The following is a 20,507-nucleotide window of genomic DNA, read 5'->3' on the forward strand; positions in this document are numbered from 1 at the left end:
TTCGAGCAGGGAGACGGTCCCGACGGCCTCGGCCTGGGTGGTGGCCAGGACAGATCGATGCTCGACTTTCCGCGACACGCAAGTCGTTGCTGGTTGCGGGATGCCAAGCCGGCGCGCGTTCGTAGTCCGGCGGCGAGGTGCCGGAGGCGGCGTGTGGTGCTGGGCGGTGGTTGGGCTAGTCCTGCGGCTGCCAGTTCGGGCGGTGGATCCTGCCCACGTTCGGGTTGATCAGCTAGTAGCCCTCGCAGCCGATCACCACGGTGGCTCCCCGCGCGGTGTGGTCGTCGTCCTGCGGCTGCGGTATCTGCCCGCACTCCGGGCGGGTCGGCGAGAGGTAGGGCTCCAGGGCCGGGTCGCGGCGGATCACCGCTCGGATGACCGCAGCGAGGTGTGCGCGGGCCGCCACGCCGTCGTCACTGCCGAGTTACCAGGTCGGCTCTGCGAGCGGACGACGGCGCGGCGGGCCTGCGCATCGCGGTGATTGACGATCTTAGAGACGGCGAGTAGCAGACTGGTTCGCGTACGGGTTCGTGGCCGTACCGCCCAGGTCACCCGCTGTGTCGGACTGTCGGATGCGGCAACGGTCGGGCGTGGTCGCCGGTGAGTGCGGGCAGCGGGTACCTCCTTGGGCCCTCCGACGCGGTTCTGCTGTCGGCGCGGGGTTTCTCGGAGCTGGCGTGGTTACTCCTGTCAGCCGTCGCGGCTGGTCCCGGGCCGCGTGGCGATGTCGAGCTCGTTGATGATGTCCGCGGCGCCGGTGACGAGCCGGGCTTGCGGCCAGTGGCGCAGAGCGTCGTGGCAGCCTGCGGACATGCTCGAGGTGACCGGTCCGGGGACGAGCATCGCTGGGCGGCCGAGGCTGATCGCCCGGTGCAGCGGGCGTAGGGCTCGGCTGGCGAGGGCGGCCTCGACGATCACGGTGCCGCGTGTTAGCTGCGCGAGCAGGTTCGCGTTGGCGGCCGGTCGGGTACGGTTCGGCAGCGCGCCGGGTGGCCAGGCACTGATCTGCAGCCCGGTCTCGGCGACCCGGTCGAAGAGCATGCTGTTGCTGGCGGGGTGGAGGCTATCCAGCCCTCCGGGTTGCACCACCACCGGTGTGCCCTCGTGGGCCAGCGTGCCGCGGAGCGCGGCGGAGTCGATCCCGAACGCGCCAGCATTGACGACGGTCCAGCCCGCGCCGGTCAGGTCGTGGCCGAGTTGAGCGGCCACGTGCGCGCCGTAGTCGGTGGCGGCCCTGGCGCCGGTGACGGTGAGCGAGCGGCGCAGCGTGTCGGCTATCGGCCTGTGGCCGCGTACCCACAGGCACAGCAGGCCCGGGATCTGCTCGCCGTCCGTGCGCGGCGGGCTGGCGGCGAGGTCAGCGACATCGGTGGGCCACTCGTCGTCCTCGGGGACGACGACGCGGATGCCCGCGCGGTGTGCTTTCGTGATCGCCTCGACGAACGTGTCCCACAGCAGGTGGTGGGGGGTGCTGCGGACCTCGGCGCGCAGCTGGGTCGCGGTGAGGTTCGCGTCGGCCAGTCGTTGCAGAGCGGTGACGGGGTTGGCGCCGACGAGCAGGTCGCGTGGGTAGGGGTCGGTGGGTTCGAACAGCCAGGACAGGTAGGCCCGCGCTCGCCGGTTTGGGCCGAGGTCGTTCATCACGCCTCCTGTCCCGTGTGCAGTCGGATCGCCTCGTCCACGTCATCGGCGGTCGGCCGGCGGTGGCCGGCGAGGTCGGCGATCGTGAAGGCCAGCCGGAGCACGTGCACGCCGCCGCGCGTCGATACCGCCCCCAGCTGGAGCAGCCTGCGTAGCTGTGCGAACCGGTTGGCGGGCACGCCGTCGACGGCGTGCTGAAGTTCCTGCGGAGTGGCCTCCGCGTTGGTGACCCAGGGCTGTCCGGCCCACCGGGCCGCGGCGGCGTCGCGGGCGGCTGCCACGCGTGCGGCGACGACCGCCGTGGACTCCCCACCGGACGGGTCGCCGCCTTCGGGCATCGACGGCAGCGCGGCCCGGATGTGGATCCGATCGAGCAGCGCTGACATCCGATGCAGTGCCCGGCGGTGTGCCGGTGACGGAAGACCGGGTCCGGTGATCGGTGCCGCGCCGCGGTGGGTCGCGAGCAGCAGCTGCGCGCGTGCCGGGTAGCTGGCGGTCGCGTCGGCGCTGACGACGGTGACACGCCGTTCGTCCAGAACCGACCCCAGCAGGTAGCGGGCCGGCGACGGGAGTTGGTCGGCGTCGGCGCAGAAGAGCACCCCGCCGTGGGCCAGGCCGACGACGCCGGGCTGGCGTCGGGAGCCTGTGAGGGCGGCGGGGCTGATGCTGTGGTGCGGGGCCTGCCAGGGCGGCCGGTGCCGCATCGGCGCGTGCGGCGGCAGCGTGCCGGCGGCGCGGTGGGCGGTGGCGACCTCGGCGGCGGTGGCGGGGTCGAGGTCCGGCAGCAGGCCGGGCAGCCGCTCGGCGAGCATCAGCGTCCCCTGGTCAGGTGGTCCGGTCATGAGCAGGTGGTGCCCGCCGGCTGCGGCGACCTCGAGGACGCGCCGCGCCAGGGTGTGGCTGGCGGGTAGGTCGGCGAGGTCGGCGATCGGCGGGGCCGTGGGCCACGCCTGCGGCGTGACCAGCGGTGCTTCGCCGCGCAGTCCGGCGACCAGTTCGGTGAGGGTACGGGCGGCGGACACCTGGCTGGTGGTGGCGAGGGCCGCCTCGGTGAGGTTGCCGGGCGCGAAGATCGCGTGGGGCAGGCCGGCATGCGCTGCGGCGGCGAGCCGGTCCGTCACCCCGGTCGTCGTGCGCAGGGCGCCGTCCAGGCCGAGTTCGCCGAGATACAGCGTGGCGGCGTGCCGACGGTTGGGAATCTGGCCGCTGGCGGCGAGCAGCGCGACGGCGAACGCCAGGTCGAGGCCGCTGTCGCCGGTGGGCAGGGCGGCGGGTTCGACGCTGAGGGTGACCGGTTGCTGGGGCCAGTCGCAGCCGGAGGAGTTGACGATGGCGGCGTGAACACGGTCGAGGGTGGTCCTGGCGGACTCGGCGGGCAGGCCGGTGATGGTGGTCGACCGCCCGCTGGTGGCGGGCACCGCGCGGATGGCGACGAGGCGGGCGTCGGCGCCGGTACGCGCCGCGGCCGCCACCATCACCAGCTGGATGCCGTGCATGGCTTCGGTCATGGGGGTGGAGTTCCTTTCTACGCAGGACGGTGCCGCCGGACGATCCGGCGTGCACCATGTGGGCTGGGTGAGGTACGCCGGGATCCGGCGGAGGTGGCTCGACGCGCGTCGCTGGACCCGTTGACGCACCGATGCGCGGGGGCGGCGTGCCGCCTCCGGCCGGCTACGGGATCGCCGCGTGGCGCCGAGGTCGCCGTACGGGTCGACCGTGGGCTGCGGTATCTGTTAACGGGGCGGGTTGGGCACGCGGATGAGGAAGCGGTCCGACGCGTGGGTGGCGTTGTGCCGGTGGCGGTGCAGCTTCTCGCCGTCGTGCGCGCCCTGGTGGCCGTGCGGGCAGCGCGTCGGCGCGGGCGCTGGCAAGGGTGTCACCGTCGGCGCCGGTGGTGGTGTGGTCGTGCTGCGGATCGGTGTTGGTGGCAGTAGGGCGGCCGGGTGCGCTCAGTCGGCGGCATGATCGCCTTGGACTCGGGCGATGATGCCGATGGCGGCTGGTGTGCCGTCGTGCAGGACCTGGGCGGCGATGGGTAGTCGGTGGCGTCGACGTAGTCGTGCAGGTCACCGGAGGTGCGGCACCCGGCCGGGCGCCAGGTCGGCGGCGATGGCGCCGTCGACATCTGGTCGGGGGTAGGCGTTGATGTCGGTCAGGCTGATGCCTCGTCGTCGAGGCCGAGGCGCTGGCGTTCCAGCGCCACGAGGGCCCGGGCGGGGGCCTGCCAGCTGTCGTCACCGGTCGGGGCGGGTGTCTTCCCGGCCGCCAGGGCCTGCAGGGCGGGGATCTGTTGCGCGTAGCCGCCGCCGAGGGCTTCCAGGCCGGTGCAGGCGCGGTGGACCGCGTCGCGCATCTTCTTGGCCCAGGGCCCGGGTTGACCCCACGTGGACCGGCTGCGGCCGTGCATGGCGCCCTCGCACAGGTGGTAGGCGAGCCAGACGACCGGCGGGTGGACGCCGGCGGCTTCGGCGAGGAGGGCCACCTTGTCGTAGTCCCAGGGAACGCCGCCTTGCGTCTTGCGGTAGCCGGCGGTCCTCGGATGGGTCAGGGTGTGCCAGTAGCCGGGGTAGACCGCGGTGGAGGCCACCAGGTCCTTCTCGCTGGTGAATCCGCCAGTGGCCAGGGCGTGCGGGAGCCGGTCCGTGAGCAGGTGCGCCAGTTCGCGGCGCACGGCCGGGACGGCGGGGTCGTCCGCGGCGGACACGCGACGCCGCTCCTGCGGTGCCGGGTGGGGCTGGTCGGCCAGGTCGGGCAGGTTGCCGCCGTCGGCGAGGTAGCCCAGCAGCAGCGCGGCGACGTCGGTGAGCAGCCGTTCGAAGCCGCGGCTGCGGTCGCGGTAGTCGTGGATGGCGACCCAGCGGCCACCACCACGGTGCCCGATCCGGTGCGCCGCCTCGTGCACCAGCGTCGCGAGGGTCTCGTGCCGGTCGGCGAGGGCGTCGCGGTGGATAGCCACGTCGCCGGTGCGTGGGCTGTAGAAGCCCTGCGCGCAGGGCTCTTCCTCGCTGTCGGAATACACCCGGATGCGGTCCAGCGCGAACGGTCCGATCGCGCGGCGAACCAGCTGGCTGGCCTCAGCCAGTACTGTCCGTTCCTGCTCACTCAGGGACCGCTGGGCCACCCAGGTGGTCTTCCCTCGGGTCCGCTCGTAGTGGCGGGTCTGCCGCGCCTTGGCGACCTCGACGCCGAGCAGGCCCATGACATGCCGCTGCTGGTAGTCGGCCAGGCCGCGGGCGGCGACCTCGGTGTAGCCGAGGTCGACCAGGTTGAGGGCCGCTTCCTCGTTGCCGGAGGTGGTGTAGTACGCCTGGGCGGGCAGATGGGCCCGCGCCCAGGTCCGCCACGCGGCACGAGCCCGGGGCGCGACGACCTGGGCGAAGAACTGCTCCTGCTCCCGTAGCCGGCCGCCCGCCAGCACGTGGCGGGCGAACCGGTCGATGACCTGCTGGTCCTCGCTGGCGGCGAGGATCGCGCGGACCGCGTCGCGCAGCGCGCCGGCTTCGATGACGGTGCGGTCGCGGTTCTGCAGGGCCTTGTCGGTCAGCGGCAGGTCGTAGGAGGCCAGGAAACCCGGGACGGTGCTGACCAGCACGCCCCCGATCCACACCCGGCCGAGTGGACCGTCCAGCACGCAGGCACCCGGCGCGGCAGGCGGGCGGTAGCCGGGTTCGGCCAGGGCGCGGAATCGTCCGATCGCCTCCTCAGCCAGTGCCTGCGGGCATACGACGGTGAAGACCGTGCCGCGGGCACGGTCGGTGCGGTAGAGGTGGTAGACGAGAACCTCGGGACCCTGCGCGGAGCGCGACGGGATCAGGCCACCGAGCAGACGACGCGCCTCGACCGTCGGGGTGAAGCCGTACCCGACGGTCTCGCAGCGCACCGCACCGATCTCGGTGCTGCGGGCCAGCACGAGCGCGGCGAGTTTCTTACCCTCGCCGAACTGGCCGATCTGCTGTTTGGTTTTGAGGGAGTAGCCGAGGATGAGACCCTCCTCCGGGATGCCCGGGCCGTCGTCGGTGATGGTAAGAACACCGTCGGCCCAGCCGACCTGGGCGAGCGGGTCCTCGTCGAGGGCGTTGGCGATGAGTTCACACAGCGCCCGCACCGGCGTCCACGACTTCACGTAGTCCGGGGAAATGGGGTAGGCGAGCGTGTCGATGATGGTGGGGTCCGGCGCGGGGACCGTGGTGCTCGATCCGGAGGGTTCGGCTCGGTTCTGGATGGTTGGGTTGCCGGTGTTCACGGTGTTCTCCTCGAAGGCGCTGGTTGCTGGTCTGGGGCGCGCTGACGCGGCGGGTACGCAGGGGTTTCCGCTCTGGCCGCGGGTGCGGCGCCCGTGGGCGGGTTGGGGGCGATCAACTCACCGGTGATCGCGCGGGTGGTGCGCACGGCAACACGGCTGCTTCCTGTGCGGCCGTCGCCGATCGGACATGGCGGACGTCACGCCCGCCGGTCACTGGGTACGCAGGATGCGGGCGAGGGAGCGCAGGATCTCGACGGCGCCGCTGGCGTCGCTCGCGCCGGAGGCGTAGACGGTGACGACGCCGGCGGGTTCCTCGGGTAGCCGGGTGAGGACATAGGTCCGGTCGTCGATGTCCACGGCGTCGATGTAACGCACCTGCTGCGGACCGAGTTCGTCGTCGATGATCGTGTCGGTGTGCAGGAACACCCAGGCCAGCGCCCGGACATCGCCAGTGACGGTGGCAAATATGGCCTGGATCACTGGGTCGTGCAGGGCATTGCTGACCTTGCGCAGTGCGGCGACCGGGCCGTCGGGGTCGTCCCAGACCTTGGGCGGGACCGGGGCGGGATATGGCACGAGGTGCCGAGCGGTTGGGTGTCCGGGAAGGGGCCGCTCGATGAGGACGGCGACAAGGTTCGGCGCTGGCTCGCAGTAGACGCTGTGGGCGCCTTCGTCGAGGAAGGTCAGGCAGCGGACGATCGCCTGCTGCTGCATGTCGGTGAGCATGGGCGTCTCCAGAACGTTGACGAGCGTGGGGTGTAGGGGCGAGGGAACTCGGTGTACGGGGCGGCGTGGCGCGGTAGCTGGGCCGCCCAGTGAGGGGGCGCACGGTCGGTCAAGCACCCGCACGTGTGCAATGCGTGGGGCGTGAACGTCCGCAGGCACCGGTCAGGTGTCGGGTGGTGCCACGTCGTCGGGGCGGCGGTCGCGGCAGCGCTGCGCGGGCCGGTCGACGACCTCGCGCTGGGCGGGCACGCCGTGGTAGGCGGCGACACCGCCTCCGGCCTTCTTCGCGTCGTACATCGCCAGGTCGGCGTGGTGCAGCAGCGTGCGGGCGGTCCAGCCGAGTCGGCTGCTGACGTGGCCGACGCTGGCGGCGATGTCGACTGTGTGGCCGGCGACGGTGAACGGTGCGCCGGTGAGCAGTACCCAGATCTCGTGGGCCAGGGCGCCGGTGGTGTCGGCGTCGCCGTCGACGACGATGACGAACTCGTCGCCGCCGAGCCGGGCGGCCAGTCGCACCGGCGCGGGCAGCGCCCGCAGCAGGCGGGCGATCTGCCGTAGCAGGGCGTCCCCACCGGCGTGGGTGCACGTGTCGTTGACGGCCTTGAACTTGTCGAGGTCGAACAGGATGACGCCGACCTGGTCGGTGCGGCGCGTCGCCTCGCGCAGGTGGGCGAGGACACCGCGGCGGTTGGCCAGGCCGGTCAGCGCGTCGTGGGTGGCGTCGTGTTCGGCCGCCGCCCACCGGCGGCGCAGGCGGTGTAGGTGCGGGCCGAGTAGGGCGAGAGCGGCCAGGATGCCGCAGAGCCCGGCGGCGAGGTGGCTAAGGGTGGGAGACACTGTTGGGGCTCCTTGCCTGTCAAGGAGCACCGGAGGCGGGCGTCGAAGTTTGGACGCCTCACGCCCGCCTCCGGGCACCGGTGCAGCAGAGGGAAGGTGCGGCCCGCGTGCGACCCCTCGGCGGGGCCGGTGGTTGTTAGGGGTTGGCCGGCGGGGTCGCCGCGAGCTGGTAGGTGGCGGGCTTCTCGACGACCTTGATGGCATAGCCCTGGCCGACGAGCCGGTCGCAGACGAGCACGACCGCGCCGGGGCTGGCCTTGGGGTAGGTGTGCCCGTCGGCGGCGTCGGCCCGGTCGATCAGCCGGGCCAGCTCGGTCACCTTGTACGGGGTGTCCGGGTTGGCGCGCATGACGCGCAGGGCCGTGCTGCCGAGCGCGCCTGAGGGCCGGCGGTTCGTGCCGTCCGCCGCAGAGGTGCCTGGCGCCGGCTCCGGGGTGGGGTGCGCAGCGGAGGCGCTGTCGCCGCTTGCCTGGTCGCCTGGTGCCGTCGCGGTCGGCTCCGACGCTGGCGCCGGGTCCGGCGCCGGGTTGGCGGCGGGCGTGCCCGCCGGGGCGTCGGGTCCGCGGTCCGGGGTGTCGGCCGGCGAGGCGGCGTCCGGGGTGGGCGTCGGGTCGGCGTCGGTGGTGTGACCGGGATCGGACGTGCCGTCATCGGTTGTTGTCGGCGCGGCCTCGGCGGGGGGCGGCGGCTCGGTGGTCGTGGTCGTGTCGATGTTTGCGTCGGGCACGCTGGCGGTGTCGCCGCTGTCGGCGGTTGGGGCCTGTGCCGGGGCAGTGGTCAGCCGCCAGAAGGTGCGGCCGTTGATCTTGACCCGCTCGGCGCGGACGGCGTCTTCGAGTGCCCGCAGCTTCGGGGTGACGGTCGAGTAGGCCATCCCGGTCTCTTCCGCGATCGCGGCGGCGGTGAGTTGACCGCGTGTCCGCAACGTTTGGGCGACCACCTCGATCGGGTCGGGCTTGGCGGTCTTGGTATCCACTATGGGTTGCTCCTCTTCTGTTGTACGGCAACGGGTCTGAGGAAGGTGTGCACTGATGAACGCTTCCCCCGCGCTTGGTCTGCAAGTCGCCGACGGCGTGCGCCGGCGCGCGGCCGGAGCACGAGGATCAGCGACGGGCGGCGGCCGGAAGGGCGGGGCCGTGCGGCTACCGCGGTTCGCGGCGTTGGCTGCGCCGGTACGGCGGGGTCCCGTCGGGCACGGCGGCGAGGGCGACCCGCGCCGGGTCGACTTCGGTGATGGCGTAGCCGGGAATCAGGCGGCTGTAGCCGCCGCCGAGCCGCGCGAGCAGGTAGTAGGGCCGGTCGGTGTCGTCGGTGACGACGTACAGCTGGTCGGGCGCCGCGTCGTCGTCGGTGTGGTCGGGGTCGGTGACGGCCACGACGGACCCGACGGTCGGCATGTCGAGGCTGGCGTCGTCGGGGGCGATGTGGCCGGCGACGATCGCCACCTGCCAGTGCTTGGGGGCGAACGCGCCGCTGTGGTCCTGGTCGGCGACACGGTCACCGGAGCGCAGCCGGCGCAGGATGTCCCGCAGGTCGGCCGGCAGTTTGCCGGTGAGGGCGCCGTCGTGGGTGACATCGAGGTTGAGCCATTGCATGTCGGCGTTGTCGACCCACAGGTCCGGCGAGGCGCCACCGGTGCGGACGTCGGCGGCGGCGCTGGGCGGGCGGTAGCCGGTCGGAAAGCGCCAGCTCGGGTCGAGTAGCGCCGTCAGCGGCACCAGGTCGCCGGGGTGGGCCGCCCACTCGTCCCAGCCGACGACGATGGTGCCTGGGGGCCGGCCGTGCCGCGGCGCGTCGCCGCACTCGTCGCACGGCCGACCGGCGGTCCGGCCGGTCGCCGAGCAGGCGGTACAGGGCCGCCAGTTGGCCGGGTCGGTGGCCGGATCCCAGGCCCCGGTGAACTCCCCGCCGAAGCGGTAGCGGTCGGCGGCCCACGGCATGAGGATCCGCATCGGGCGGGTCAGGTAGGTGTCGATCGTCTTGATGGTGGCGGTCGAGGGGACCAGGACCGCCACCAGGAAATTGCTCATGGACTACTCCAAGGGACGTGAGGGTGTCGGTGGTTGCGGCTCGCCGGGGGCGCAGGGCGGCCCGGGCAAGCCATCGGAAGGGGACCCGCCGGGTGGTGCGCCGCTGTCGCTGGCAGCGTCACCAACGGATGGGCGGTGCAGGGCTCGGCGGCTGCGGGCTCAGATGCACTCCGCGAGCCTCTGGATGGGTGCGCGTCCACGGCCGGGGAGAACCGCTCACCCAGCCGTGCCCAGTTATGGCCGGTCCGGGCCGGCGGGTGCACAGGCGGGTCGTGCGCCCACGCGCGGTGTATGCCTCGATGTGGGCCCAGAGGGTGCGGGGTACCCGCTGATGCTGAGCGTCCTGGGGTGCGGTGTGCTGCTGTCGGACATGACTCACCTTCTGCAGGTGGGTGGCGCGGACCGGGGGCGATGGATGGCTTCGCCACCCGGCCGCGCCAGATAGGGTTGGGCGGATCCGCGCGGCGAGGCTCCGCGGCGAAGGCGCGGCTTGCGCAAGTGCAGGCCGTGGCTAGGTGTCGTGGTGGCCGACGATGCGGTCGCAGCGGGACGGGTCGACCGGGCACCAGGGCAGGCCCCAGCCGATCCGGTACCGGCCGCCGGCCGGCGGCAAACTCGTGACGCCACCGCCCAGCGACCACGGAGTCCGCACGATCAGGACCTCGCCGTCGAACGCCACGGTGCGCCAGCTGGTGCTGACGTGCTCGGCGGTCTCGGCGAAGGTGGCGACGATGGCGCGGGCGGTGGCGGCGTCGACGGTGAACTCCGCCCCGCCGTTCCACCGCCCGTGCAGCACCCCGCGGTAGCCCTCGTAATAGCGGACGTCGACGCGGTTGCGCCTGTCGGGCAGGTAACCGAGCCAGTCCCCACTGAACACCGCGAGCGCCCCCGGCTGCAGCGCGTACAGGGCGTAGTCAGTGGTGCGCATCGACGACCGCCACCGCCCACCGGGTCGGGTCGAATCCGGCCCGGGACTGTGCAGGCCCGGGGTTACGCCGCCCGGCGCACAGGGCGTCGAAGACGTGCCGCAGCCGTGACGGCGTCTGGCCGGTGTCGGTGCCGGTGAGCTTCGCATCGGTCGTGCCGAGCCACTCGATGCCGGCGAGGTCGACCCAGGCGTCGGGGGTGTGGCCTGTCGGGTAGCGCCATCCGGGGTCGAGTAGCAGGGGCAGCGGCACGATGTCGCCGGGGTGCGGCGCCCACTGCGTGACGTCCCACTCCAGGACGGTGCCTAGGTCGCGGCCGGCGTCTATGGCCGTGTGGCAGTCCCTGCATCGGCTGGCGCCGAGCCGGGTGCTGCCGCCGCAGCTGCTGCAGGGGCGCCAGTTGCGCGGGTCGAGGCTGGGGTCGTAGCCGGGATCCCACCCGCCGGTGCAGCCACCGCCGAAGCGGTAGCTGTCGACGGTGCGGGAGACCAGCAGCGGGCGCATCGGGGCGGCCAGATGCGCGTCGATGCTGTCGACAGTGGCGGTGTGCCCGACCAGGACCGCCAGTAGCAGGCGGGCCATCATCGCCGCCCGGCGCCGGCGGGCTGATGCAACCAAACTCGCGCCGTGGCGGGGCCGGAAGCCATCGGTGGGATGTCGTACACGGTGATTCCTCCTGTTGATGTGAGCCCGGGCACCCCGTCGAACTGCCGAAACTCGCGCGGGGATCGCGACCGGCGAGACAGCCGATCAGGTACCGGGGTTCGGATGAGTCAGGCCCGGAAGAGCGCCGGACCAGGGGGAGACGGGTCACGGCGAGCACTGCTGGTACGGCCCACGCTCCAGTCGGAGACGTCCCGGCTGTGAGTCGGGGCCGTGTGCTGGGCAGATGCAGGCACCGTGCGCGTCGAAACGCTGGTCTGGGCATCGGCAATCGGGCGACGACGAGGTGTGATGTGTCGTGCCGTCGCAGGTGTTTCGTAGACGGCGCCGGCCCCGCTGCGTTGAGACCGGGCGGCGGGCCAGCGCCGAGGCGTGTCAGGGCTGGTGAGACTTTGTGCGGCTGGTCCGGATCTCGTAGGTGTCGGTCTCCACGCGCAGATGCAGCCACCGGTCGCCGCGGTCGTGGGCGGTTCGCAGCGCGTCGATTCTCGGCGAGGCGCTGCGGCGCGGGTGCGCGTCGGATCCAATCGGGCAACACCAGCGCGGTGAAATCGTCCGGGCCGCGGGCGGGGCCGATGGCAACCGTGCTGGACGCGGGACTCGTTGTCCCCCTGCGACTGACGCCCGGGCTACTGTGCCATTCCTTGACCACCGAATGAACCAGCCCCCCATTGTCGCGGGATCGTGTAGAGGGCATTGTCGAGTGGAACTGTCAATCCAGCTGCGCGGCGGTTTTGTGTTGGCGGTCGTCATTCTTCAGCGGGCGCGATGCTGGCTGGCGCGGTTCGGGAACAGCAGCCAAGCGTTCCTCGACCTGTTCGTAGCACTTCTTGCAGTAGAGGACGCCGTCGTCGATGAAGACGGTGACAGCGGCGAGGCAGCAGGGCGACAGGTACATCAGACCCCAGGGACGCTCGACGTAGGGCAGGTCGTAGCGATCCATGAAGATCGGCTCGGAGGGTGGCGACGCAGGTTCAGAGGCTGTCATGATCATCTCTTTGATGGCGGTGAGTGCCGTCCTGTATGCGGGCTGGGGGACACCGATGGATCCTGGCGTGAATTGACGCTCCAGCGGCGACGGCGAGGAGCCGTCCACGAAAGCGCCGGGGACGGGTGTGGCTGTGCATGCCTTTGATGAAGTGAATCCGCAGCGGTCGAAAAGAGCGCACGTAACCGTGCTCGGCCACGGGAAGCGATGTTCAGGTGGGTCGCCTACGGGGTGGCGGCGCGATCGGAACGGAAACGAACGTCGGACCGTTTGGTAGGGATCCAGCGACAGGGTGTGTGACGGCCGCGCCGGCCGCGATCGCGGAGCCGGTAGCGGCCCCCGCATCGCGGTGTCGCGTCTAGGGTCGACGCCCCGACATTGCTGACGAGGCCGGGTGCGGTGGACGGAGACCGGAGGAACGGGCGGGGGTACGCCGCTGGCGATCATGTTCGGTGTGTGCCGGTGCTCAGGCCGCTCGACGGGATGCGGCCAGTGGCTGCCGGCGAGGCCGCGGCGCATGTACCGGTGGTGCCGGCGGCGCTGTCGGACGCGCGGGTGCGAACCAGCCGACGAACCGCTGTGCGGCGGCGGGAACACGGGCGCGTCCGGGCGTGAAGCGGGGAGCACGGGTCGCGGCCCGTCGGGCGCGCTGCGCGTCACGCAGCGGCAGACACGGATACTCGTCGTGGACGCAGCGCAGGCTGACGCACCGTCCAGGGTGATGCGGGTCCGGTTGGTGGTCGGCTTCGACGCGGATGGCCATGCGCCACAGCGAGACGTCAGTGACATCCCGCGGCACGTCGGCACGGGTAGCGGGCAACATCGGACTCCCCTTTCAGCGACCGAGGTTTCGGCGGCCACCACCCCGCGGCCCGCTTCCGGCCCGTGGCCTGGGAGCATGTCCTGCCCGCCGTTGCGGCCCACGCGATGGTGACCATCGCAATGGACGCTCGACTCCGCGAAAAGATCAAGTCGGTGACGGGGTTGTCGGTCGGAGCCTCACCTGTGCGAGATCTGAACCCGCCCGCGCAAGTGACGGACAGCCGCCTGCGGATACTTGCCCGCCCCACGGCGCGAATCGAGCTGGCAGCCACCACCGCACGTCCGGCGGTCCCACGGGTGCGCGGCCCGCTCACCTTGGGGATGAGCGGGCCGTGCGAACCCCTGCCGCCCAGAGGTCGCTGCGCAGTGGGCAGTTGCCGCGCTAGGGCTGCCGGTCCTGGAACGCCGCCAGCTCGCCTGCGTCGAGTTCGACGATCGGCATCGCGCACCCTTCGGCGACTGCCCGCTCAAGCCGGGCACCCGCGGACTGTTGCCAGCCAGGCAGGAGCAGCACGCCGTCGCAGTCGAGCATCTTGCGGAGGCTGGCGCGCACCCAGCAGGGGTGCGGGTGCGATCCGGCCGTCGTCTGCCGCTCGCCGTCCGGGCACGGCCCGGTGTGCGTGGGGTCGGTGTCCTGCGGGCTCCTGACCTTCCAGTCGTGGGCGAGGGCGTACCGCGCGGCCACCGCGAACCCTTGGCGGTTGAAGTCGGGGTATCCGGTCATCGGCCCGGCCAGGTAAACGGTCGTCGGCGCGGCTGCTGGATCATGCGATTCGGTCAGGCTCGCCGCGGCGCCACCACTGTTACCCGACGGCGCACCCACCTCGATCCACCGCCACTGATGCGCGCCGACGGGAAAGTGGCCGTCGGCGTCGACCGGTACCCGATCTTCCTCGACCCACCGCCGGTTCTCGTCATCGTCTTCCTGCTCCCGGTACACGATGACGCAGTCGTCCAGGACACCCAGCAGGGGGTGCTCGCCGGGCGGGTAGTCGTACCTCAGCGCCTCCAGGTCGCGCGCCATGCGGGTCACCGCCTCCCGAGGAAAGCGGCACAGCGGTGTGCCGTCGCGGGTGGTGTAGCCGTGGGCGGCGAGTGCGGGGTAGGAGCCGCCGCCTACCGTGCCGCAGGTGACCGTCACCGGCACCCACGTCGCGTCGGGTGGGAGCACGTCACCCTGCGTGGGTGACAAGACGTACCTGTGCGGATCGTCCCGGGCTGCGTCGGGGTGCACGCCCAGCCACGGCACCTTGTGCTCACGGGCGAAGCGCAGCAGGTCGAGCAGGCCGCGCCGCCCGTCGGGGTGCACCGTGTGCAGCGGCAAAATGTGGTCTCCGTCGTGCGGGGGCGGAGGGTTGCCGGTGGCGCCGGTCGCGGTGTGGATCCAGCCTGCGGCCCGTGCTCTGTGCACGGCGCCGTCCGCGTGGTACCAGGTGGGCAGCCCGTTGGAGGACAGCCAGTCTCCGTCGCGGTCGCGGGACCAGACCAGGGCGGGTAGGTCCCATCGGCCGTTATGGTCCGTCAGGCCGGGCGTGAAGTTCTGAGGTGCTGCGGCGGCGTGTTCGGCCAATGGGTGGATGTCTGCCACCCACCACCAGAGTCGACGCGTCATGGTCCTTTGATCTCCCTTTGGATGCGCACAGGCCACCCCGGACGCCGGTTCAGGCGGTGGGTGGCCTTCGAAGGTGGGCTGGTCGTTGGGCTTGTCGCGGTGTCCTAGCGGCGAGGGCGGCGCCTGCGCCTGCTCGGGGGCAACGGGTTGCCTGCGTGTTGCTTGCCACGACGGGCTGGGGTGGAGTCCGTACGGTCGTGGGTCTCCTGCCGTTGCGCCATGGCGGCGGGTCGGGAGGTGACGGCGGAGTCGTCGACGAGCGCCGGCAGGTCCAGCTCCGCGAGTGCGGCACCGTGCCGGCCGAGATCACGCATAGCGGTGTCGAAGTCGTCGTCAAGGGCGATGAGTAGACGGGCAACGGTGTCGAGCGCATCGAGGTCTGCCGTGAGCGGCGCCAGCGGGGTTCTTGCGAGACGATCCCGCAGGGTCTGCATGGCGTCGGCCAGGAGACGGCGGAGCGCGTTCGTCGCGGCGTACCGTCCGGCGGCGGCGATCCACTGCGCGACGTGCTCGGGCTGCGTGACAGCGGTGTACGGCAGCCGCTCCGGCACGAACCGGTAGCCGGCGGCGCCGGCCGCCCGCTGTAGAAACGTGTCATCCATGGGCGGTCACCGCCTCGCCTCGGGCAGCAGCCGGATCGGGCCGCCAGAGGGCGGTTTAGGGAACATGTCGGGCCTTCCTGCGCGGCGTAGCGCGCGAAACGGACACGGGTCCCGGCCGGGGTGGGAGGGGTTAGCGACATCGACCGGCACCCGACCGACGGCGACCGGTGCTGGTGTCCCGGCCGGGACGCTCGCGTCAACCTGGTATGCGGGAAGAGACGGTGGTGGCTACGGCCTCTGGTCATCGAGGCTGAGCCAGACGGCGGCGACGGCTATCGAGGAACCACACCGTCACCTGCGGGTCCGTTGACCAGGTGCCCGCGGTAAAGGTGCCGCCCAACGCGGTCGCCGTCGGGGCGAGACGGCGAGGAAGCAGGCGAGCCGCCCGCTCCCTGCCACGGCGTTAGGTCCGGTGTCGGTTGGTCAGCGCGCCACGTCGCCGGTGCGCGGGTTATGCGGGCCGAGGTCGGGCTAGGGTCGCCATGCCGTCCGGTTGCGGTGGGGCTGTGCGGTCGCGCTCAGCGGGGCGGGCTAACGTCCGATCCGATGGCTGGGGATGGCCTTCGCCCGGCGCCTGCGCAGGTGGGCTCGCCCGAGGCCAGCAGCGCGGTGTGCAGCGGGCGGCTGAGGGTGGTTCCCGGTCAGCTCGACTACTCAGACGCCCGCCCCACCGTCTTGGTGCTCTGCGTCCCGGCGGCGCAGTTCATCCCACAGGACACGCTGGGTGCGGTCGGCGATCCCCCCAGCAAACCGGACGCCCTGCTGCTCCAGCAGTTCCCGGCACCGTTGGATTCCACCGTCTGGGCCGTGCCGCCACCGCGGGTTGATACGGCCGCCGTCTAACAGGATTCGCTCGGGATGGGGAAACGTCGCCGACGTCGCCGCGACACGGCCGATTTCCGCAGCAGCCGCGGTGTCGCCGCGCATGGCGACGGAGATGTCGCTGCTGGTCGTCCACTCACCCGCCTGTAGCCACGAGGCAAGGCGCGCGTACACCGAGTGTGCGGAGCGAAAGCGAGAAGCCAAACGCCACCGTCTCGGCCAGATGTCTGCGCGTCTCTCAAGGAAACCTCTCTGCTCCAGCAGGTTGAGGAGCGTGTAGATGTTGTTGTATCCGAACGTCGTCGCTGCCGCTATCTCCTTCGCCGTCATCCCCTCCTCGGTGGCTAATTCCGGCATTTCAAGGACCTGTCGCTGACGCCGGCCGGGAACGACCAGCACCTCCACCTGCCCGGTGGTGGCACGTTCGGGCACCGGCAGGTCGCGTTCCGCCTCCTGCGCCAACGCGAGCCACATCTGCCCTTGGGCGCTGGCGAATTCCGCCACGGTAGCCGCTAAGTCGTCGGGCTCCGGCGAGGCGGCCTCCAAGGCACTGGCCAACGCGCGCCAGGAGTTTCCTTGCGCTTCGGTGAACTGCCGAAGCGTAGACACCGTGATTGCCATGTTGCTCCTTCCAGGGATTGCCTGACGAGATGTTGCGCGACTGTGTTGCGTGAGCAAGTCGGACAGCTGTCGGCGGTTGGCCGACAATCAGCCGAATCGGCATACGGAAATATGGAAGCGGGGCTGTGGGGAAAGGACGCTGTCGCGTCGAGCCGGTTACTCGATGCGGCGGGCCAGCGGGGCGTCGGCGCCGGTCCTATTGATGTTTCCCCGACGATCCCCGGCGGGACGCTGGTGACAGTTCTTCGATTCCAGCGACCGCGACCAGGGCCTGCTTGCCCAGCAGATTCCTTATCCGGGAGTCGCCGTATCGCACAGCCGCGTGTCTGGGTGCTCGCACACCGGGCGTGTAGAGGTCGCCGAATGCGCCCCACGGCATGACCGACATGACCAGACATGGGGTTGAGCCCTCTCGTATGAGGCGCGGACACAACCTGGCGGCGATCGGAATGCACGACTGACAGCACGGCGGTGTGGTCGTCACCACCGGCAGCCCTCGCACCTCGGATTCACGCAGCGCCCGCATCTCCGAGGCGGGAAACAGCCAGGGCGCCGGCCGTCCTCGGTCTAGTTGGCCACCGCATACCTGACAGCGGAGACTACGCATGGCCAGCCGCTGACGTCCGCTATGGATCTGCGACCACCGTGGTTCGCCCTCACCGATGGCGTTGCCCTCGCGCAGCCACAGCACGGCGTTGGAGTCGCGGTCGGACAAATGCGGTATGGCGTATCGAATTCTGCCAGTGGCATGATTGTGGAGTAAACGCATCGATTCGTCGGGAAGGGTCTCTCCTGACCAGCGCGTCACCCACGGTACCGGGCGTCGGCCGACGAGTGGGCCGGGCTTGACGTTGTTCGGGTGCCCAGTAGCAGGGCACGTATCGCGACTATCTGACATGTCCACTCTTTCCAATTCGGGACAGCTTGCCTTTTGTGGTCGGAGGTAGCGGGCCGTGGTCGGCTGGTGTACAAGAGTCCGCTCGCGATTCGATGGCGTCCGGGCGGTGAGTTCCGGCACGTCACGACGGGCCACTTTGATTTCGTCGGCGGCAGTGAACGTAGTGAGCTATGAACGCGTCCGCCGGATCCGCCGCCGACCTGCGCCCGACGGTCGCGGTGCCGGTCGGTGCGTCGAGGTCGTCGATTGCGGCGTGGAGGAGATGGATCTGCGGCGCGGCTGGAAGGTTGGGCGACCAGTTGATTCCCCACCGGATTCCACCGTCGGCAGATCTGGCATTCAAAATTCGCGAGGTGACGGCGAGTTGCCGCGGAGTCTGATTGATGCGCGCCCGTCGGGGCGTCGAAGTATCGGTTATCCATATCTGTGCGGACGGGCCATCTCAGATTCACGAGTTCACGCACCAGCGCGGCGAACGGATCGGAGTGGATTGTCGTATCGGTCTAGGGAATCGCTCTCCGATGCCATCGCTGTCCTTTCCGGATTTTGTTGGGTTAGCCTGCTTATTCGGATTAGTTGAATGCGGCTGCTGAACGCCCGGTCGCGCCCAGCGGCGCGGCCTGTGCGGCCATGAAGGGCACCGGGTCAATCGGGCCGCTGGGGTGGACGTGCACTTCGAAGTGCAGGTGCGGTCCGCTGGAGCGGCCGGTGGAGCCGGCAACGCCGATGGGCTGGCCGACCGTGACCTGTTGGCCGACCGAGACGTTCGGGGGCTGGTCCATGTGGCAGTAGCGGGTCATGACTCCGCCGTCGTGGTCGATGTCGACGTACCACCCGCAGCCGGCTGTCAGGTCGGGGTGCCCGTCGCGGTGGCAGCCCCAGTCGGCGCGGCTGTTCTGGTAGACGGCGTTGCAGGCGACGGTGCGGACGATGCCGGTGGACGCGGCGCGGATGATGGTGCCCCGGGGGACGCTGAGGTCGACGCCGTCGTGGCTCGGCCGCTGGGGCGTACGGAATCCGCTGCCGACCGGGGCGAGGACGGGTTGGGTCCACGGGCCGGTCGCGCCGCACCGGGCCAGCCCGTCTGTGGGTAGGCCGGTGGGTTCGGCGAGCGCGGTGACGAGTTCGGTGGCGGGGCCCTCCCACTTGGCGTAGGCGTCGGGGTAGGCGGAGATCTGCACGGCCTGAGCGGCCTCGGCCAGCGGCATCGCCTGCCAGCCGTCGATGCGCAACAGCGCCTGGTAGAACTTCGTGCTGGCGTAGATCGGATCCCGGAGTTGGGCGGGGCTGCCCCAGCCTTGGCTGGGGCGCTGCTGGAACAGCCCGACGGAGTCACGGTCCCCGCCGGCCAGGTTCTGCAGGCTGCTTTCCTGCATGGCGGTGGCGACCGCGATGACCCAGCCTCGGGCGGGTACGGCGAGTTGGGCGCCGGTGGTGATGATCGCTGCCGCGTTGGTGACCTGCTCTGCGGTCCACTGTTCGGTGGCCGGCCAGGCGTGGGGCGGCGTCGACGGTGAGGCGATGGGGGTCGCCGGCGGTGCGTCGAAGGGCAGGCATGCTTCGGCGGCGGCGCCGCCGAGCAGTCCGCCCAGTCCACCCAGGCAGAGCACGGGCACGGCGGCCACGGCGACGACGACGGGTATCAGCGAGCGGCTCTTCATGGTGTCTCCCGGTGGATGTGTCGACGCGGGGCAGTGCCCGATCGCTGGAGGCGAGTGGGTGGGTGCGTGCGACGCCGCCCGCCACGGTCGGTGGTGGGCGGCGTGCGGCGGGGTCTGGGCACCCGCGATCACGGCGCCGGGGCCACCCCGGTGGCGTCGCCGCTGCGTCGAGGCGGTGATGCCTTGCTCGTCAGGAGCGGATGGCCAGTTGAGAGGCGGCCGCCCTGGCCGGCCGGGGTGGTCGAGGGCGCCGGCCGGCGTGTGCGCCGGGCGGCGCCCTCACGGTGCGGGTGGTCAGCAGTGGGCGTCGACCACCGCCACCGCCCAGGCCGACGGCTTGAACGGGTCCCGCGGCGGGTGCCGCGGGGGCCGCCAGGGCGCCGCCATGTCGGCGGCGGTAGGTCTGCGCCGTGGCGAGGGTGGTGCGGGTTCTACGTCGCGGCGCCTGCTGCGCAGGTCACGAAGTACCTGCCGCAGGAGCGGCGGAGTTGCGCCGGTGTCCTCTCCGGCGGGTACGTCTTCGTCGGTCGTCCGGAGCCATACCACGCCGGCGGGGTCGACCCAGGCGGTCGGTGTGCTGCCTGGCGGAAACCGCCAGTCCGGCGCGAGTAGCCGCGGCAGCCGCACGATGTCGCCGGGATGCCGCACCCATCTCGTGGGGTCGAGGACAGCTACGGTGCCCGGCCGCCGTCCGTTCGGGGCGGCGTCGGCGCAGTCGGGGCATGCGGCGCCGTCGTGGCTGGCGGTGCCGTCGCATGCCTGGCACACGGCCCAGTTGTTCGGGTCGGCGGTGGGCTCGTAGCCGGGATCCCACGCCCCGGTCATCTGCCCGCCGAGCCGGTACCCGGTGATGGTGTGCGCCCTCAACAGGGGCATCAGCGTCCGGGCCAGGTGGGCGTCGATGATCGCAGTGGCCTTGGCGGGTACGAGTACCGCGAACAGACGGTGTCGCATCAGCGGTGACCCTGGTCTGCGGCCGGTAGGCCCGCAGCGAACGGATCCCGGACTGCCTGGACCATGCGGCTGTGGCCTCGGCGGGGCAGCGGTTGCTGGCGCGGCGGGGTACCGGGGTGGTGGTCCCGGCTCGGGGCGACCCGGGGCCGGGCAGCGGTGTGCTTGCCAAGCCGGCGCCCCGCCGCGACGTACGGGGCGAGGTTCTTCCGCATCGTGGCGAGGTTGTGCGGAGCGAGATCGATCTCGTACTCGACGCCGTCGAGGACGAATCGGAGCGTGTGTACGTCGTCGGTGCTGTGGTCGATGTCGTCGCTGATCACGACGATCGTCTTCGTTGCCACTGTTGCTTCCTTTCCTTGTCGGGCATGGCGAAGGCCCCCGACGCCCGGGAGGGCTGCGGGGTAGTGGTGGTGAGGTCGGCGCGGTCCGGCGGCAGCAGGTGTGCTCCGCTCGGGGCTGTG

The 20,507-nt window shown here is 71.4% G+C and carries 18 protein-coding genes; all 18 read right to left on the minus strand.

What is annotated here, in order from left to right; translation table 11 throughout:
- Window positions 1-232 precede the first annotated feature (232 nt).
- The 18 genes from O7615_RS14275 to O7615_RS14360 all read right to left on the minus strand — a co-directional run bounded on the left by O7615_RS14275 (window position 233) and on the right by O7615_RS14360 (window position 20,387).
- Window positions 233-406 carry a hypothetical protein gene (locus O7615_RS14275; protein ID WP_278178015.1) on the minus strand — a complete coding sequence of 58 codons (174 nt, stop codon included), beginning with the start codon at window positions 404-406 and terminating at the stop codon, window positions 233-235.
- A gap of 284 nt (window positions 407-690) precedes the next feature.
- Window positions 691-1,641 carry a DNA-processing protein DprA gene (locus O7615_RS14280; protein WP_278178017.1) on the minus strand — a complete coding sequence of 317 codons (951 nt, stop codon included), beginning with the start codon at window positions 1,639-1,641 and terminating at the stop codon, window positions 691-693.
- Window positions 1,641-3,149 carry an ATP-binding protein gene (locus O7615_RS14285; protein WP_278178018.1) on the minus strand — a complete coding sequence of 503 codons (1,509 nt, stop codon included), beginning with the start codon at window positions 3,147-3,149 and terminating at the stop codon, window positions 1,641-1,643. The genes O7615_RS14280 and O7615_RS14285 overlap by 1 nt, the downstream gene beginning before the upstream one ends.
- Window positions 3,150-3,374: 225 nt before the next feature.
- A complete protein-coding gene (locus O7615_RS14290; RefSeq protein WP_278178019.1) occupies window positions 3,375-3,512 on the minus strand; it encodes a hypothetical protein in 138 nt (45 codons plus the stop codon).
- Window positions 3,513-3,793: 281 nt separating this feature from the next.
- Window positions 3,794-5,884 carry a hypothetical protein gene (locus O7615_RS14295; RefSeq protein ID WP_278178020.1) on the minus strand — a complete coding sequence of 697 codons (2,091 nt, stop codon included), beginning with the start codon at window positions 5,882-5,884 and terminating at the stop codon, window positions 3,794-3,796.
- 210 nt (window positions 5,885-6,094) lie between these two features.
- Window positions 6,095-6,610 carry a hypothetical protein gene (locus tag O7615_RS14300; protein ID WP_278178021.1) on the minus strand — a complete coding sequence of 172 codons (516 nt, stop codon included), beginning with the start codon at window positions 6,608-6,610 and terminating at the stop codon, window positions 6,095-6,097.
- Between the two features lie 162 nt (window positions 6,611-6,772).
- Window positions 6,773-7,447, minus strand: coding sequence for a GGDEF domain-containing protein (locus O7615_RS14305; protein ID WP_278178022.1), 675 nt, complete (start codon window positions 7,445-7,447; stop codon window positions 6,773-6,775).
- Between the two features lie 136 nt (window positions 7,448-7,583).
- The gene (locus O7615_RS14310) at window positions 7,584-8,423 is read right to left on the minus strand and encodes a hypothetical protein (RefSeq protein WP_278178023.1); all 840 of its coding nucleotides are present in this window, start codon (window positions 8,421-8,423) and stop codon (window positions 7,584-7,586) included.
- A gap of 166 nt (window positions 8,424-8,589) precedes the next feature.
- Window positions 8,590-9,477 carry a hypothetical protein gene (locus O7615_RS14315; RefSeq protein WP_278178024.1) on the minus strand — a complete coding sequence of 296 codons (888 nt, stop codon included), beginning with the start codon at window positions 9,475-9,477 and terminating at the stop codon, window positions 8,590-8,592.
- A 511-nt stretch (window positions 9,478-9,988) separates the two neighbouring features.
- Entirely contained in the window at window positions 9,989-10,405 is a 417-nt protein-coding gene (locus O7615_RS14320) for a hypothetical protein (protein WP_278178025.1), read from the minus strand.
- Window positions 10,392-10,985: a hypothetical protein gene (locus O7615_RS14325; RefSeq protein ID WP_278178026.1), complete on the minus strand. Its 594-nt coding sequence runs from the start codon at window positions 10,983-10,985 to the stop codon at window positions 10,392-10,394. The genes O7615_RS14320 and O7615_RS14325 overlap by 14 nt, the downstream gene beginning before the upstream one ends.
- 793 nt (window positions 10,986-11,778) lie before the next feature.
- Window positions 11,779-12,162: a hypothetical protein gene (locus O7615_RS14330; protein ID WP_278178027.1), complete on the minus strand. Its 384-nt coding sequence runs from the start codon at window positions 12,160-12,162 to the stop codon at window positions 11,779-11,781.
- A 1,096-nt stretch (window positions 12,163-13,258) separates the two neighbouring features.
- Window positions 13,259-14,488 (minus strand): DUF4406 domain-containing protein, encoded by a 1,230-nt coding sequence (locus O7615_RS14335; protein ID WP_278178028.1) that lies wholly within the window; start codon window positions 14,486-14,488, stop codon window positions 13,259-13,261.
- 104 nt (window positions 14,489-14,592) lie between these two features.
- Complete coding sequence (locus O7615_RS14340; protein ID WP_278178029.1) at window positions 14,593-15,090, minus strand: hypothetical protein; 498 nt, start codon at window positions 15,088-15,090, stop codon at window positions 14,593-14,595.
- Between the two features lie 654 nt (window positions 15,091-15,744).
- Window positions 15,745-16,533: a hypothetical protein gene (locus O7615_RS14345; protein ID WP_278178030.1), complete on the minus strand. Its 789-nt coding sequence runs from the start codon at window positions 16,531-16,533 to the stop codon at window positions 15,745-15,747.
- Window positions 16,534-18,003: 1,470 nt separating this feature from the next.
- On the minus strand, window positions 18,004-19,092 hold the full coding sequence (locus O7615_RS14350) for a M23 family metallopeptidase (RefSeq protein WP_278178032.1): 1,089 nt from the start codon (window positions 19,090-19,092) through the stop codon (window positions 18,004-18,006).
- A gap of 294 nt (window positions 19,093-19,386) precedes the next feature.
- On the minus strand, window positions 19,387-20,046 hold the full coding sequence (locus O7615_RS14355) for a hypothetical protein (protein WP_278178034.1): 660 nt from the start codon (window positions 20,044-20,046) through the stop codon (window positions 19,387-19,389).
- Window positions 20,046-20,387: an Lsr2 family protein gene (locus O7615_RS14360; RefSeq protein ID WP_278178035.1), complete on the minus strand. Its 342-nt coding sequence runs from the start codon at window positions 20,385-20,387 to the stop codon at window positions 20,046-20,048. The genes O7615_RS14355 and O7615_RS14360 overlap by 1 nt, the downstream gene beginning before the upstream one ends.
- Window positions 20,388-20,507: the final 120 nt, after the last annotated feature.

The organism is Micromonospora sp. WMMD1082, from assembly GCF_029626175.1.
GTDB lineage: Bacteria > Actinomycetota > Actinomycetes > Mycobacteriales > Micromonosporaceae > Micromonospora.